This is a genomic window from Psychrobacter sp. JB385, from assembly GCF_900163785.1.
Classification (GTDB): Bacteria; Pseudomonadota; Gammaproteobacteria; order Pseudomonadales; family Moraxellaceae; genus Psychrobacter.
On sequence record NZ_FUKN01000012.1, the window covers coordinates 196,460 to 212,433 of the forward strand.

The following is a 15,974-nucleotide window of genomic DNA, read 5'->3' on the forward strand; positions in this document are numbered from 1 at the left end:
CTTTTACATGCTTAAGCGTTTTACATGCTTGAGCGAAAATTATGCCAAGTTGGTTTTCATAAACTCAAGCATATTTTCCCAGCTTTGCTTGGCAGCAGCTTCATTGTAGCCAAGATCTATCTCATTTTTGGCAGCCTTTTCGTCAGCATGCGGGTTGGTGAAGCCATGCTTAGCATTGTCATAGACATCAATTGTATAGTCGACGTCAGCAGCATCCAGTTCTGATTTTAGGCCTTCAACCGCGTCCATAGATACCATTGAATCATCACGACCATGAGCGACTAATACTTTTGCTGTGAAGTTTTTGTCTGCTGGCTGCTTAGCTGATAGATTACCATGGAAAGTGGCGACGGCTTTTAATGGCATGGCTTCGCGCGCCATATCGAGTACGATTTTACCGCCGAAGCAGTAACCAATGGCGCCTAAATTATTGCCATCAACGGCTAATTGGTCGCTGAAATCATTGAGAATCAAGCGGCAGCGCGCCATGAGCATGTCTTGATCGGCAGTCACTTGCTCCATCCACATATTTGCTTGCGCGGCATCTGTCGTGATCTTGCCTTCACCATACACATCCATGGCCACGGCTGCATAACCAGCTTTGGCCAAACGCTCGGCCACTGATTTTGTATGATCGCTGATGCCCCACCATTCTGGTGCGACCAAGATACCTGCGGTTGGATTGGTATCTGAAGCGTTTTCTGGTAATGCCACATAGCTGATCAGTTCAACATTGTTTTCGGTGGTGCTGATTAATTCAAACGTCTTAATTGACATATTATTGTCCTTTTTTATGTTATGAGTGTTGGTTATCTATATTATTTATCGTGTCTCGTTTTTTACTTTTAATACCTTAACGCCCATGGCAAGCAAAAACAGCTATAATACTGTAACGCTCTTTATCAAAATGCTACTGCCTCTTTATGACTATCAATTTGTTAAACAAAAATACTATCAATTCAACTACTGAATCTGAGTTTGTATCAAACGCTCGCTCAGATATACAGAGAGAACCGTCTGCGACGTTGTTTCCTGAAACCAAAGCCGCAGAATCCTTGCGTCCAGAATTTTGGTCACGATTTGCATTGAGCGAGTTGAATCACAGTGAGTGGGAAGCGTTGTGCGATGGCTGCGGCAGTTGCTGCTTGATTAAGTACATTGACGAAGATGACAATGGCGATGTGGACGAAGCATTGGTTGAATATACCGATGTGACTTGTAAGCTGATGGATTGTGCGACGGGTTATTGTCAGCATTACGCCACGCGCCAAGAGCACGTGCCAGATTGCATTCAGTTAACTATGGAAAATTTGCCAAGCATGATGTGGCTACCATCACACTGTGCCTATAAGCGCTTATATAAAGGACAGGCTTTACCAAGTTGGCATCTGCTGCTGACTGGAGACGCAGTGGTCACACAGCAGCAAATGCGTGCGGCCAATGTGGGCGTAGCAGGTCGCTGCGTGAGCGAAACGGGCATGAGTGATGAAGAGATGGAGATGCGTGTGGTCAATTGGGTCAACCCTTAACCGATACGACTTTTCCATGATTATTTTTTACCATATCTCATTGTTGTGACCAGTAATCATATCCAGCCACTATCTTCAACCCCAACCCTCATACTGAGCCTAGCGATGTTATTGAGCGGTTTGAGCCGTAGATTGTGCATTTGCCTCAGCAGCTGCTTGTGAGTCAGCAAGTGGGGGAATTGGAATACCTTGACGAATCTGCTGAGAAAATACACGAGCATTATCCTCAGAGGTGGCGCCAGAGCGATTATCAAATCCGATTGTTTTTGGATTGATATGGGTACGCTCATACCATGTGTCCATCGACCAAGGCTGCTCATCTTTGTTGGGGTTGGCATCCAGCATGCCGACATCATAGAGATAGTTTGGCAGCCAACCTGATACCCAAATTCGATAGTCCCATGGCAAGCGATCACCACTGACGATACGCGCCATATAAAAGATAATGTTGGTACAGTTACTCGTCAACGTGTTGTACCAAGCGGGCTTGGTATTCAGCTCATCCATGGCTGTTAGGTAAGATTCAAATAACGATCTCACCTCATGTTGCTGCAAATTGCTGATAGGAAACAGATAGACTTGCTCACCGCGGGCATTACTACGAGTATAAATAATATCGCGCTCTTCGGCGGCAATCAGGCTTAATTCATAACGCCTAAAAAACCCTGCCAGCGCCGAAAACGACTCGCCTTTTTCTTTACGAATCTCAAACGAGAAGGCAAGTGGTTTATCATTCTCAAAGCGAAAACTGACCAAGGTATGGGCAATGAGTGGCCCCATCCAATAAGAGTTGGTTACATCGACACCGGACAGATTGGATAAATCGACCGTGCGAGTTTCCCAATGCTCAGTCGCTTCGGTATCTGTCTGCCAATCAAAATTACGGACATTGGTGAGCGTAATCAAATCAGGGTTGGCGGCATCACGCTTATAGTCGACCTGCCGGTCGACCTCAGCCATCCAATCTCGATCTTGCCTGGGCTCAATAGACAAAAACCAGCCAACCCCTGCAAGCCAAGTCGCAGCATACAGTCCTGTCAACCATTTCACACGTGTGCGTCTATAAGGTTGGTTATCTATATTGGAATTTAAGGTCGCATGTTTGGCGATTTTTTTATGAAGCGGGTTCTTATCGAAAAGTTGAGGCCAGTAACGCGCTGCAAACAATGTGGCTAGCAGACCAACCACCACAACTGTTGTCAGCCAAGTGATGGCGCTGGCTATTCCAAATTGGTACCAAACACCCAGCAATAACCAGATCGCAGACAATATCAGAGCAAGTACGATAAAAAATTGCACGATGTAGTGTCGCCAGGTAGATAACCAGTGTTGACCAGATATCTTATTTTCCTTACCGTAACCTTGGTTTTCTCTGATGTGACTATGTGAACCATTGTTTGACTGACGGTCATGAGAGTGAGAAGTAAACAGGCGAGAGAAAAAGGAACGTAGCGACATAAGGGCGGCTTTGATAGATACAGGCTTTGACCATAGCAAAGTTTATAACACACTGACAATACAATTTGAGTGAATTTGTCGTTGAATGTCGGTCAACCATGCGATAAAGTGAAGCTGATTTATACTGGTATATTTATTGTTTAATCACAAAAGATTGGTTTTATTCATGACGTTTGTCCCCATCTACCCGTTATCTGTTGTTTACTTATTGTCATTAACTAAAGAGGTTAAATCACAACACCATGTCTGACGACACTCCCAGCCCGAGTAGTTGGTCGATGCGCGGCTTAAAACGCTGGCTATCGACCGCCCCTGAAACCCGTGATGAACTGGTGCGTCTGGTACAAGACTCGCGCCAGTTTTTAGAACCCGATACCGTTGATATGTTAGAAGGCGTGCTAGATCTGCCAGCGACGCAAGTGCGCGAAATCATGACGCCGCGTCCGCAAGTTATCGGGTTGCACGAAAGCACCAGCATCTCTGAGGTGATGGATATCATCCTTGATACCACACACTCTCGCTACCCAGTATTTGACAGTCAAGACGACGATGCCGTCATTGGAATCTTGTTGGCAAAAGACTTAATTCCTATTCTGGTTCATATGGTTCGCAACCAAGAAGAAAAAATCGACAGCAAACGTCTAAGAGATTTGGTGCGCCAGCCGTTATATATCAGTGAGACCGCACGCTCTGATACCTTGTTACGCTCATTGCAGCGCACACAAGTACACATGGCCATTGTGGTGGATGAGTTTGGTAATTTTGGTGGTGTGGTCACAATGGAAGACCTACTCGAAGAGATTGTCGGCGATATCGTCGATGAGCATGATGACTTTGATGAGGACAGCGACATCAATAACATCATTGCTGACCCCGAAAAATCCAACACTTGGCGTGTGCAAGCCTCTACCGTGATTGAAGACTGTAACGATGAGCTTGGAAGCCAATTTGATGATACCGATGTCGATACCATGGGCGGTTTGGTCATGCAAGCATTGGGTCATGTGGGAGACTTGGAAGGGGAGAGCGTGGTGATAGACGATTGGAAAATCACCATTACCGATGTGGAAGGCCGTTTTATCCAAAACCTAGAGCTGACCAAGATGAATCCTGATCATCAGATATTGATAGGCAGTCATTAATGCGCGCCTAGATGAGCGGCTAAAAGACGAGAGATAACATTTAAAAAACACGATTGCGATCGTGTTTTTTTCTTTTTAGAATTGGGATTTTACTACGCAATTTTACCCATTTAGTAGGTTAGGCTGGTATCATGGGCGGGTTTAATTTTAGATACAGTATCTAACTGGATACGGTCTGCTTTGGCTTGAGTATTAACTGCATACTGAAGCTTCAAATTTTTGAAAATATGGTTTTGGATAACTGCTATGCGCCTGTCTACTGTTGATTTGCAAAAACGTCTGAACCCTGATAAGCCAAAAGGCTTACCAATGCTTGTCACGGTACTGATTGCGTGGCTGGCAGGTGCAGTGTTTACCTTAGCGCTTGCGCCTTATGATATCTGGCCGCTTGCACTAGTATCGCCTGCTATTTTATACGCTTTGTTGATCCCTGCGATGAATGGCAAACGCGCTTTTTTGATTGGTCAGGCTTATGGCACAGGACTGTGGTGCGTGGGCGCTTTTTGGCTCTATACCTCTATTCACGTCTACGGCAATACGCCTGTATGGCTTGCACTCATTATGATTGCACTCATGGGTCTGGGCATGGGGCTGTTTCATGGATTTATGGCGCTAACGTTTAATAAGGTAGTTGGTAAGCAGCCGCTGTCTTTTGCCGCGCTTTGGGTTTTGCAAGAATGGATGAAAACGTGGTTGTTTACCGGTTTTCCGTGGTTGTTTGTGGGTTATGCCTTTACCGAGCAGTATTGGTTGTCCTCGTTGGCACCTGTAGCGGGCGTTTTTGCCATCTCTTTTGTCGCGGTTTTATTGGCCGCCAGTGTGGTCGAGCTATTCCGTCGCCGTAGTGGTTATATGATTCCATCATTGGCGCTACTGGTCATTAGCACCGCCTTATGGTTAATCAATCCGCAGTGGACAAAGCCAAAAGGTACGCCAGATTTATCTGTATCGTTGATCCAAGGCAATATTCCTCAAGATCTCAAATGGCTCACTGAGTATCAAATAGAAACGCTCAAAATCTATGCAACCCTAACGAGTACCGAATGGGATCGTGATCTTGTGTTGTGGCCTGAGTCTTCTATTCCCATGTTTCAAACGGAAGCGGTTGGCTTTATCAATGAAATGGTAAAGATGGCCAAGGAGACTGATACTACATGGGTTACGGGTATTCCTTACAAAGATGAAGCAGCGTTCAATGCCAGTACCGATAAGTATCCGCCGTTTTATAATAGTGTCATTGCACTAGGCGCACAGGCAGAAGGCCTCTATAAAAAACAACGTCTGGTACCTTTTGGCGAGTATATTCCCTTCGAAGGCGTGCTCGATATTTTGCCAAATCTGGCAGGTAGCCAAGACATCATGAGTTACAGTCGTGGTAGTGACAAACAGGCACCATTGCGTGTTCGTGGTCACAACTTGGGCGCAGCCATTTGTTATGAAGTTGCCTATCCAGATACCACGCGCAAAAACGCCATCGGTACGGACTTTTTATTGACCATCTCAAACGATGCTTGGTTTGGTACCTCAGCCGGACCATTGCAACATTTACAAATGGTGCAGATGCGCGCGCTTGAAAACGGGCGCTGGTTTATGCGGGCTACCAATACGGGTGTTACGGCAATCATTGACCACAAAGGTCACATTGTCGAGCGTGCGCCGCAGTTTGAACGCACAGTCTTACGCGGCGAAGTTCAAGCACGAGTTGGCAATACCCCCTTTATGCGTTTTGGTCAGTATCCTATTTTATTTATCATCGCGTTATTATTGGTCTTGAGCTATTTTGGCAAAAAAAACCACACAGGGGTTCGCTCGAAAAAATAAGCATAGTGGAGTAGGTCATCACCATTTATCATCAATGCGGTTGCTAAAAGTGGTTGATAATAAATCCTTTAAATACTTAAGGGTTTTAACAAAACAGTATAAATTGCGATATAATAGGTCAATATTTCAAATATTTTGTGCAAGGTGGATAAGGTATGTCAGAAGGTATCGTCAACAACAATCCAAAAAAAGAGCTGTTATATACTTTGTGCGGCATTGCCTTATTTTTAGGTATTGTCTTATTGATTGGCATTTCTGGATTTTTGCGTCCAGCAGGCGAACATATTAAGGCTGAGACTACCGCCGCCGCCGCTGCTGAAAAAGCCGAAGCAATTGCTGCTGAAGATAATGCAGCGCCAGCAGAGACGACAGCACCTGCGGCAACAGCAGATGCTGCTGCAACGGATACAGCGGCAGACGCGACCGTCACCCCAGTAACACAGGGTGATAGTGCTGTGGTGGCTGCAGAGGCTGGTACAGCGACTGCTTCTGGTACGGTCAATCAAGCAGCAGTTGGCGATGCGGATTTGACGGCTGAACAAGCAGATGGCGATTTGGATGCAGGCGATACGACGGATACACCAGCCGCTGCACAGTAATATTTTCTAAAAAAGAACTTGTCTCAAAAGTTGCTTGATTGCATATTTACTTCATTATAAGAGTATTCACATGCCAACGCTTAAAAGGAAAGTGCGAGATATTTTCTCTAGGTAGCGCTTGAGTGCAACGCGCTATAAACACCGTTTGGTTGTCGTTAATAGTCATAAAAAAACCCGAGCTCATTTTGTGAGCTCGGGTTTTTCTTTGTATGTATTTGTGTAATTTTTAGCCAACTTTTTCTTTACTTGAGTATAACCAAATGAAACAATGACGCGCTTACATGACTGTCTAACGGTAAAGTTAGAGGCTTTCTAATAGCAAAATTAGCAGCTTGGTCATGATTACAGTGGTCTTTAAAGGAATAAAGTTATGAGCATAGAATCAAAATCAGAGGCGAGGACTGCTGAACTGGAAGCATTAGATAATGGTTTTATGGGACACCCCAAGCCATTGCGTTCTCTATTTTTTACCGAAATGTGGGAACGATTTTCTTATTATAGTATCCGTCCATTACTCGTATTATTTATGGTGGCGACGGTCGGCAGTGGTGGTTTCGGCTTCGATGAAGTAACGGCCTCTGCTATTTATGGTATTTTTGCAGGATCGTTATATCTGGCGGCCGTACCAGGTGGTTGGCTGGCAGATAATTGGCTTGGTCAAGAGCGTGCACTATGGTGGGGTAGTATTATTATTGCTCTTGGGCATTTATGTATTGCCCTGTCTGCCGTATTCGGTATGACGCTGTTTTTTGTCGGTTTGATATGTATTGTCTTAGGTTCAGGACTATTCAAGACCTGTATTTCAGTCATGGTTGGCGCCTTATATCCCAAGGGTGATGTCCGCCGCGACGGGGGCTTTACGTTATTTTATATGGGTATCAATATTGGCGCGTTGCTGGCCGCCCTTATTGTAGGTGTCTTTAAAGAAAAAGGCATGTGGCATGTAGGTTTTGGTGTCGGCGGTATCGGTATGCTGATATCGCTATTGGTTTATCGCTTCGCGGCACGAAAGAATTTAACACGTTATGCACGCGCCAAAGGCATTGCCGCTGAATGGGAAAATGCCAACGGTATTTATAAAAATATAGGACGCTGGGTGGCAGGGTTTGTCGCGTTACTCGTGGCAGTGGTGCTTTTGGTATCGACAGGTATGGTCTCGTTCAATCCTCAAATGGTTGCAGAGTATATGACCTATATCATTGCAGCGGTCGTTATATTGTACTTTGCTATCATGTTTATCTCACCAAGATTGGATAAGACGGACAAATTGCGTTTGCTAATTTGTTTTATTCTCATCATTGGCTCTACGCTATTTTGGTCAAGTTTTGAGCAGCAGCCAACGTCGTTTAACTTGTTTGCTGATCGTTATACCGATTTGAATGTTTTAGGGTTTGAGATTCCAAGCATTTGGTTTCAGTCTTTGAATCCCTTGTTTATCTTAATTTTGGCGCCTATCGTCAGCATTGTTTGGGTCAAGCTTGCTAATAAAGGTCTTGAGCCGAGCAGTATGGCTAAGTTTGCACTCGGTATGTTGCTTGCGGCGGCCGGTTTTGCCTTGATGATCTTTGCTTCAAAAAGCATTTTGACCAATGATGGCGGCTTGGCATCACCATTATGGTTGGTAGGCAGTTTGCTGTTACTGACACTTGGTGAGTTGGCATTGAGTCCAGTTGGCCTATCGTCAATGACGAAACTTGCGCCAAAGGGCATGCAAGGTCAGATGATGGGGCTTTTCTTTGCGTCTATCGCTATGGGTAACTTGGTTGCAGCGTTCTTCGGTGGTCATGTGTCTGCTGACAAAATCGAAGGTTTACCGACCCTATTTACGACGATGACGGTCTTTTTGGTGGTGACAGCAATGATCCTGTTGGTATTAGCCAAACCTATCAATAATATGCTCAAAAAGAGCGAGCAAGCAGATCACGTCAGCTAACTAGTAGATAACACCTTTTATCAACTGCTTGTTATACGTATGGCCTAAAGCAGTGATAACGGATGAGACGTGTTACCATGATTGGTAGCACGTTTTATTGTTTTAATTAGCGCAGTATTTTTTATGGGCTATTGAAAGCCTGTGTTCTGCCCAAACATCTAATAATATCCAGCGGTCATCATCGTGTGCTGACGGTTTCTCTATTTTGCCAGACTCACTATGTGCATCTCAAACAGCACGTTGTCTGATTCGAATAAGACGGCTATCCATAGTCGCCTCACCGCTCTATTTAATATTAATAAGGAAGTAATTTATGACTAAACAACTCATCCATGATCGTATCGAGACTCTACGTCAGACGTTAATAGCACAAGATCTGACGGCCATTATCGTGCCATCAGCAGATCCGCATTTGTCTGAATACTTGCCAGAGTATTGGCAAGCAAGACTGTGGTTGTCAGGGTTTACAGGTTCAGTAGGTACATTGGTTGTGACGGCAGATTTCGCAGGTCTTTGGACCGACAGTCGTTACTGGGTACATGCAGCTGACCAGTTGCAAGGCACAGGTATTAGCTTGGAGAAGCTTGCACCAGGTCAACCAAACCACATTGATTGGTTGGCTGAGCATTTGGTCGAGGGCGATAGTGTCGCTGTCGATGGCAATGTCTTATCTATCGCTGAGCAAGATCGTCTACTAAATGCATTTGATGCGCATGAGATTACCTTAATCACTGAGCGTGATGTGCTGGCAGAAATATGGGAAGATCGCCCAGCGTTACCAGACGCTGCACTTTATGCGCACGATGCATCGTTTGTGGCGCAGTCGGCTACTGACAAACTGGCTGCGGTACGTGCTGGTATGGCAGAGGCGGGTGCCACGCATCATTTGCTGTCGAGCTTAGATGATATTGCTTGGCTTACCAATTTACGCGGCGCTGATGTCGATTATAACCCTGTGTTTTTGGCGCATATGCTCATCAGTGAAGACAACGCCACCTTGTTTGTGGAGAACAGCAAGGTCAGTACAGAGATTGCCAACCATTTGGATACAAGCGGTATCACATTGGCGGCTTATGAATCTGTGCAAGAGGCGCTAGGTACATTGACGCCAGAAGATTCGTTGCTATTGGACCCAAATAAAGTAGCCGTCGGCACGCTATCAAAAATGGCAGATGATGTGGGTTTTATCGAACAAATGGCACCAAGTACTTTGTTAAAGTCGGTGAAATCTGACTCAGATATCGATCATGTGCGTGAAGCCATGCGTCAAGATGGCGCAGCATTGTGTGAATTTTTTGCGACGTTCGAGCAGCGCCTTGACGCAGGTGAGCGTTTGAGTGAGTTGGATGTGGACAGTATGCTGATTGAGGTACGTAGTCAGCAACCGCATTATGTCTCGCCAAGTTTTCCGACCATTGCAGGGTTTAATGAAAATGGCGCATTGCCGCATTACCGTGCAACACCAGAAAAATTCAGCTACCTCGATGTGAATGAAGGGGAAGGCGGATTGCTATTGATTGATTCAGGCGCTCAATATCAAAATGGTACGACTGATATTACGCGTGTGGTCGGTATCGGAGCAGTCAATGCTGAGCACAAACGTGACTTTACCACAGTATTAAAAGCGCATATTGCCTTGGCGCGTGCTCATTTTCCAGACGGTATTGCTTCTCCATTAATCGATGCGATTTGCCGCGCACCATTGTGGCAAGCGCAGATGGATTATGGTCATGGAACGGGGCACGGTGTTGGATATTTCTTAAACGTACATGAAGGTCCACAAGTTATTGCTTATAGTGCCAGTACGCCAAAAGAGCGCGCTATGAAAGTCGGTATGATTTCAAGTAATGAGCCAGGTCTCTATCGTGAGGGCAAATGGGGCATTCGTATTGAAAACTTGGTAATCAACACGCCAGTCGCCAACCCCACTGAGACAGAGTTTGGTGATTTCTTACATTTTGAAACTATCACATACTGCCCAATTGATACGCGTTTGATTGAACCGTCGCTATTGGATCAAGTAGAGACTGATTGGCTCAATCAGTATCATCGCCAAGTGTTTGCAGAGTTAAAAGATCGCGTGGATGGCGCTGCACTTGAGTGGTTGACTGAGCGTACGCAAGCCATCTAATAAGAGATGTAGCCAGTCTCAAGTGCTGACAAATCGTACTGAGATAAATTTTTCGCAAAAAAGCCCCATCTATAATAGGTGGGGCTTTTTTGTATGCGCTTTTTGATATTTAGCTACTTGACTGTTTTTATAAAAATTTTTCAGCAGAACGGTGCCTTTACTTATGCGCTCACGATTAATGAATATTTTTCTGAGCGTCCTCTTCTGTTTTTACTGATGCACCTTGATCCCCTAAATGCTGAGTGACTTCTGCTCGTAGCCATGACTTTAGGTTTTCAGACATGAGCATCATCTGCTCACTCAAGTAGTCATCAATCTGCATTTCTAATTCACGAATCAATGCTTGGTGATTGGTATTCGCATTGGTATCTTTTAATGCCAGGCTAATGGCGGCGCTGGCTTTAGTATTAATCGCCTTGATAGCATGGTCGGTTTTGATGCTTGTCTCATTTGTAGTAGTGACAGGTTCACTAGTGCTTTTGAGACCAGAGTCTGTTTCAGACAAGGTTTTGCCAGTATGCTCAGCAGCGTTGTTTTCAATACTCTCAACGTTCTTACTATCAATACCTGTCTTATCTGTGTCATTTGCTACGGTAGACACATTAAGCGCGTCTTTATCCGCTGCTGATTTCGACAGCGCATTTTCTTCTGATTCTTTTTGCGCGGTTGCTTCTGTTTCACGACGGCTGTCTTCTTCTTGCTTAGCCTCTGCTATTGCTTGGCGCTTTTCTTCTTCTAAGCGCTGCTGTTCGGCTGCGGCACGCTCTTTTTCTTGTTTGTCGATGAGGGCTTTTGCAATGGCTTGTTCAGCTTCATGATTTTCGTACAACTCATCGACATGAGCATCCAAATCATGCGTGCGAAAAACGAAACTGTCAAAAGGGGTTTCTGTCTGCAATAGGCTGGTGATATCTTCTAGCTCTTGAGTGATGGCAGCGCGTATCGGCTCAGGAGCACACGTCCAGCGTTGATAAAAATGTTGGGAGAATGAGTAGCTTGACATGGTATCGTCCATAAATGTTCCAAAAATTACCCCTTATCATACGCAAGTACGATAAGGGGCTGCAAGTGGACAAACGTAGCCAATCTGACAACAACGTTACAACGTAAGAATGACACACGTTGACAGCGTGTGTAGATTATTGAGTGATAGGCCAGCGTGCAAAGATTAATGAGCCATTGGTGCCACCGAATCCAAAACTATTGGAAACTGCATACTGTAGGTTTTGGACTTTGCGTGATTCATTGGCCACATAATCAAGATTACAGTTGTCCTCAACATTATCTAAGTTGATGGTTGGCGGTACATGCTGATGCTGTAGGGCAAGGACGGTGAAGATGGCTTCAATACCACCAGCGGCTCCCAGTAAATGCCCAGTCATAGACTTGGTTGAACTCACCAAGATACTGTCTTTCACTGGGGCAAATACCGTTTCGATGGCGATTGATTCAGCCACGTCACCCGCAGGCGTGCTCGTACCATGTGCATTGACATAACCAACCGCGTCAGGCTCGATACCAGCATCTTTCAATGCATTTTTCATTGCTCTTGCTGCGCCGCTACCATCTTCTGGTGGCGCTGTGATATGACTGGCATCATCACTCATACCGAATCCGACCAGCTCTGCTAGAATCGTGGCACCGCGTGCTTTGGCGTGGGCAAGGCTTTCTAAGACCACCATACCTGCGCCATCACCAAGCACAAACCCATCACGGTCTTTATCAAAAGGACGTGAGGCTTTGGTTGGTTCGTCATTGCGAGTCGATAGGGCGTGCATGGCACCAAAACCTGCCATACCAAGTGGGCTAGAGCCTTTTTCGCTACCGCCAGCCAGCATCACATCAGCATCACCGTAGGCAATCAGACGAGCGGCAAGACCCATCGCGTGCGTGGCAGTGGTACAAGCTGTCGATGTGGCAAGATTGGGACCTTGTAACTTGTGCTTAATGGCGACCAATCCTGCTGCCATATTGACAATAGAGCCTGGGATGATAAACGGTGAGACTTTGGTCGCGCCTTTTTCGTGCAGCATATCGCGACTGTTTTCAATGGTTTGGATACCACCAATACCTGAGCCTAGGATAATACCAAAACGCTCTTGAGCAACGTCTTTGACAGGACTGTCCGCTGCACTGACTTCATCAATGAAGCCTGCGTCTTTCAATGCCATTGATGAGGCCGCAATACCATAATGAATAAATTCATCATAGCGACGTGCGTCTTTAGCACTCATATATTGTTTGGCATCGAAGTCTTTTACAACGCCTGCAATTTGTGCACGGTATTCTGTTGCATCAAAATGAGTAATGGCTGTAATACCGCTATCGCCTTTGAGTAGGCTTGTCCATGAGCTATCCACGTCTAGACCAAGCGGTGTGATAGCGCCCATACCGGTGATCACCACTCGCAGGTCATCAGAGCGTTCGTAGTGAGGCGGCTTATGGCGCGTTTTCTGTTCTGGAGCAGCATCAGTATTATTTGCAGCTTGCACGGAAGGTGAATTGCTGTGTTGGCTCATGCGATATATCCTATACTTATGGTCCTAAGAGGATGATGTTTTCCTAATATTTTAATGTGATAACGTGAAGTTATTTATAACGCTATCACTATATTTTGGCAACCATTATAAAACACATTAGTTTACGCATGTAAACTTAAATGAACTGGTCAGGCAAAACAAACTTGACCCAATACCACGCTTTTGTTTGCACCCGTGACTTCGGGCAAATTACCCGATTCACCCATCAACGTCTGCCTTGACAACCACGCAAACGCAACGGCCTCTACCCATGTCGGATCAAGTCCCAAACTTGCGGTAGTAGCCACAGTGCAATGCGGCAAGTTCACCTGCAAACGCTCAATTAAATAATCATTAAGCGCACCGCCGCCGCATACGTAGATGGCACCGCAGTCTTGCTTCTCTTGATGTAAGACTTGCTTGATTTGGACACTGGCACTAATCGCCGTCAGCTCGGTCAAGGTGGCTTGCACATCTGCTGATGAGTAGCGCGTATAAACAGACGCTTGATCGAATTTTTGTAGCTCATCTTGTAGCCATTCTAGATTAAAGTCTTCACGGCCAGTGCTTTTGGGATAAGGTTTAGCAAAAAACGGATGCTCTAAAAGCTGATTCAATAGCGGCTCAACGATTTGTCCTGACTGCGCCCATGCACCGCCTGCGTCATAATCTTTGTCGGTATGCAATGTCGTCCATGCATCTAGTAACAGATTGGCAGGACCGGTGTCATAACCAATCACGCGACTTGGTTGATGATTTGCCGTTGCACTAGCTACAGCTGGCAAGACGGTTATGTTGGCGATACCGCCCAAGTTTAATAGGACACGCGTATTGTCATTGGTGGTAAATAGCGCTTGATGAAAAGCGGGTACTAAGGGCGCACCTTGTCCACCAACTGCCATATCACGGCGGCGAAAATCACTGACCACGCTAATACCAGTACGCTCAGCGATGATATTGCCATCGACCAGTTGTAAGCTAAAACCCATGTGCGGACGATGGCGGACGGTTTGTCCATGACAACCAATCGCCAAAACTGCCTCTACGTCTACTTGAGCTTGCTGCAATAAAGTATTGACCACGTGACTGGCAAACTCACCATACTCACGACTGGCCCAGCCAAACCAATCCAACTCGCTGCTGGGCTCGTTCGCTGCTGGTGTTAATTGATTCACACCATTTGGCTGGCAGAGCGCCAACAATACCTCACGCAGTCGTGGTGGAAAATCTTGGCTATAAGTGGCCAATAGTCGCATGGGCTGCTGTGCCTCACCTTCATGATTGACTGAGTCGCTAAATTGGCAAAGAACCGCATCCATACCATCCAAGCTTGTGCCCGACATCATGCCGATGTATAAGCCATCATCGAAGTTTTCAAACACCGTTTGCTCAAGTGCTTCGGTCAAAGTGGCATAGTTTAAGTCATCGTTATGGTGCATGTGGTCGTCTAAACCACCAGTGACACTTAAATCTACATCGGTATCAATCATCGATACGGGCTTGGTCATGGCAATTTACCTTAAAAAACGCTAGTATATCTGCCAAATTCTAACATTTTTTGACGGCTGCGATATTTTAAATAGCCCAAGTGCATTTACCCATTGATAAAGACCATTAAGAGATTCTCATGACCACTCAGACTTACACCTTAGAAGAACAGCTTGCCCTTATCCAGCGCGGCACACAAGAAATCCTATCGGAAGAAGATTTGGTTGCCAAACTAAAACTTAATCGTCCGCTACGTATCAAAGCGGGTTTTGATCCTACGGCACCTGACTTACACTTAGGTCACACGGTTTTGATTAATAAGCTCAAGCACTTTCAAGACTTGGGTCATGAGATTTATTTTTTAATTGGCGATTATACGGCCAAGATTGGTGATCCCTCTGGTAAGAACAGCACGCGCCCACCATTGACCGATGAGCAAATCAAAGCCAACGCCACCACCTACGCAGAGCAAGTATTCAAAATCTTGGACAAAGAAAAAACCCGTGTGGTTTTTAACTCTGAGTGGTTCAACGACATGACAGCAGCAGATATGATTCAGCTTGCTAGCCAGCAAACGGTCTCACGTATGCTTGAGCGCGATGACTTCTCTAAGCGCTATGCGTCGCAAACGCCAATCTCTATTCATGAGTTTCTTTACCCATTGGTGCAAGGCTATGATTCTATTGCGCTCAAAGCCGATGTCGAGCTTGGCGGTACCGATCAAACCTTTAACTTATTGATGGGACGCACCTTGCAAGGTCGCTACGGTCAAGAGTCGCAAGTGTGTATCACTGTCCCAATCTTAGAGGGTTTGGATGGTGTCAATAAAATGTCTAAGTCACTCGGTAACTATGTCGCCATCTATGATGCGCCAGGTACCATGTACCAAAAAATCTTGTCAATGCCAGACACCTTGATTCATCGCTATTTTGAGTTCTTAAGCTTTAAACCAATGGAAGATATCGAAGCATTGATGAGCGAGATGGAAGCGGGTCGCAACCCACAAGAAATCAAACGCATTTTGGCTGAAGAATTGATCGAGCGTTTCCATGATGCGGATGCGGCGGCCAACGCGCATAAATCAGCGGGCAATGTGCTTGCCGATGGTGAGTTGCCAGTTGATTTACCAGAAGTGACGTTAACGCTTGAAGATGGTCAAGAGGCTTTATTTATCACGCAAATATTGAACCAAGCAGGCTTGACTAAGAATAGTGCAGCGGCAAAAGACATGCTAAAACGCAATGCAGTAAAAGTAGACGGTGAAGAGGTCAATGCAGGCTTTAGCTTAACCTCAGGTCAGACGGTCGTCATCCAAGCTGGCAAGAAAGCCTATGCTAAAGTGACGGTAGGTTGA

The 15,974-nt window shown here is 45.6% G+C and carries 12 protein-coding genes; 7 read left to right on the top strand and 5 right to left on the bottom strand.

The features are described 5' to 3' along the window. Nucleotides 1-39 precede the first annotated feature (39 nt). The gene (locus CZ794_RS07210) at nucleotides 40-777 is read right to left on the bottom strand and encodes a dienelactone hydrolase family protein (RefSeq protein ID WP_087040955.1); all 738 of its coding nucleotides are present in this window, start codon (nucleotides 775-777) and stop codon (nucleotides 40-42) included. 146 nt (nucleotides 778-923) lie between these two features. On the opposite strand from CZ794_RS07210, the gene CZ794_RS07215 reads away from it, so the two are divergent. Further along, a complete protein-coding gene (locus CZ794_RS07215) occupies nucleotides 924-1,529 on the top strand; it encodes a YcgN family cysteine cluster protein (RefSeq protein WP_087040956.1) in 606 nt (201 codons plus the stop codon). A 108-nt stretch (nucleotides 1,530-1,637) separates the two neighbouring features. Here the strand turns inward: CZ794_RS07215 and CZ794_RS07220 are convergent, their stop codons facing one another. After that, entirely contained in the window at nucleotides 1,638-2,987 is a 1,350-nt protein-coding gene (locus CZ794_RS07220) for a DUF4105 domain-containing protein (RefSeq protein WP_087040957.1), read from the bottom strand. 242 nt (nucleotides 2,988-3,229) lie between these two features. On the opposite strand from CZ794_RS07220, the gene CZ794_RS07225 reads away from it, so the two are divergent. The 5 genes from CZ794_RS07225 to CZ794_RS07245 all read left to right on the top strand — a co-directional run bounded on the left by CZ794_RS07225 (nucleotide 3,230) and on the right by CZ794_RS07245 (nucleotide 10,613). After that, nucleotides 3,230-4,129, top strand: a complete 900-nt coding sequence (locus CZ794_RS07225; RefSeq protein WP_062845593.1) for a transporter associated domain-containing protein — start codon at nucleotides 3,230-3,232, stop codon at nucleotides 4,127-4,129. 246 nt (nucleotides 4,130-4,375) lie between these two features. Then, nucleotides 4,376-5,950 carry an apolipoprotein N-acyltransferase gene (lnt, locus tag CZ794_RS07230; protein ID WP_087040958.1) on the top strand — a complete coding sequence of 525 codons (1,575 nt, stop codon included), beginning with the start codon at nucleotides 4,376-4,378 and terminating at the stop codon, nucleotides 5,948-5,950. A 155-nt stretch (nucleotides 5,951-6,105) separates the two neighbouring features. After that, the gene (locus CZ794_RS07235; RefSeq protein WP_087040959.1) at nucleotides 6,106-6,549 is read left to right on the top strand and encodes a hypothetical protein; all 444 of its coding nucleotides are present in this window, start codon (nucleotides 6,106-6,108) and stop codon (nucleotides 6,547-6,549) included. Between the two features lie 370 nt (nucleotides 6,550-6,919). Then, a complete protein-coding gene (locus CZ794_RS07240; RefSeq protein ID WP_087040960.1) occupies nucleotides 6,920-8,482 on the top strand; it encodes a peptide MFS transporter in 1,563 nt (520 codons plus the stop codon). A 313-nt stretch (nucleotides 8,483-8,795) separates the two neighbouring features. After that, nucleotides 8,796-10,613: an aminopeptidase P family protein gene (locus CZ794_RS07245; RefSeq protein ID WP_087040961.1), complete on the top strand. Its 1,818-nt coding sequence runs from the start codon at nucleotides 8,796-8,798 to the stop codon at nucleotides 10,611-10,613. A 175-nt stretch (nucleotides 10,614-10,788) separates the two neighbouring features. On the opposite strand, the gene CZ794_RS07250 is transcribed toward CZ794_RS07245, so the two are convergent. The 3 genes from CZ794_RS07250 to CZ794_RS07260 all read right to left on the bottom strand — a co-directional run bounded on the left by CZ794_RS07250 (nucleotide 10,789) and on the right by CZ794_RS07260 (nucleotide 14,622). Continuing rightward, entirely contained in the window at nucleotides 10,789-11,628 is an 840-nt protein-coding gene (locus CZ794_RS07250; RefSeq protein WP_087040962.1) for a hypothetical protein, read from the bottom strand. Nucleotides 11,629-11,752: 124 nt separating this feature from the next. Beyond that, entirely contained in the window at nucleotides 11,753-13,132 is a 1,380-nt protein-coding gene (gene fabF / locus CZ794_RS07255) for a beta-ketoacyl-ACP synthase II (RefSeq protein ID WP_087040963.1), read from the bottom strand. A 149-nt stretch (nucleotides 13,133-13,281) separates the two neighbouring features. After that, on the bottom strand, nucleotides 13,282-14,622 hold the full coding sequence (locus CZ794_RS07260) for an anhydro-N-acetylmuramic acid kinase (RefSeq protein WP_373407903.1): 1,341 nt from the start codon (nucleotides 14,620-14,622) through the stop codon (nucleotides 13,282-13,284). A 137-nt stretch (nucleotides 14,623-14,759) separates the two neighbouring features. Here CZ794_RS07260 and tyrS point away from each other — a divergent pair, with 137 nt between their 5' ends. Next, entirely contained in the window at nucleotides 14,760-15,974 is a 1,215-nt protein-coding gene (gene tyrS / locus CZ794_RS07265) for a tyrosine--tRNA ligase (RefSeq protein ID WP_087040965.1), read from the top strand.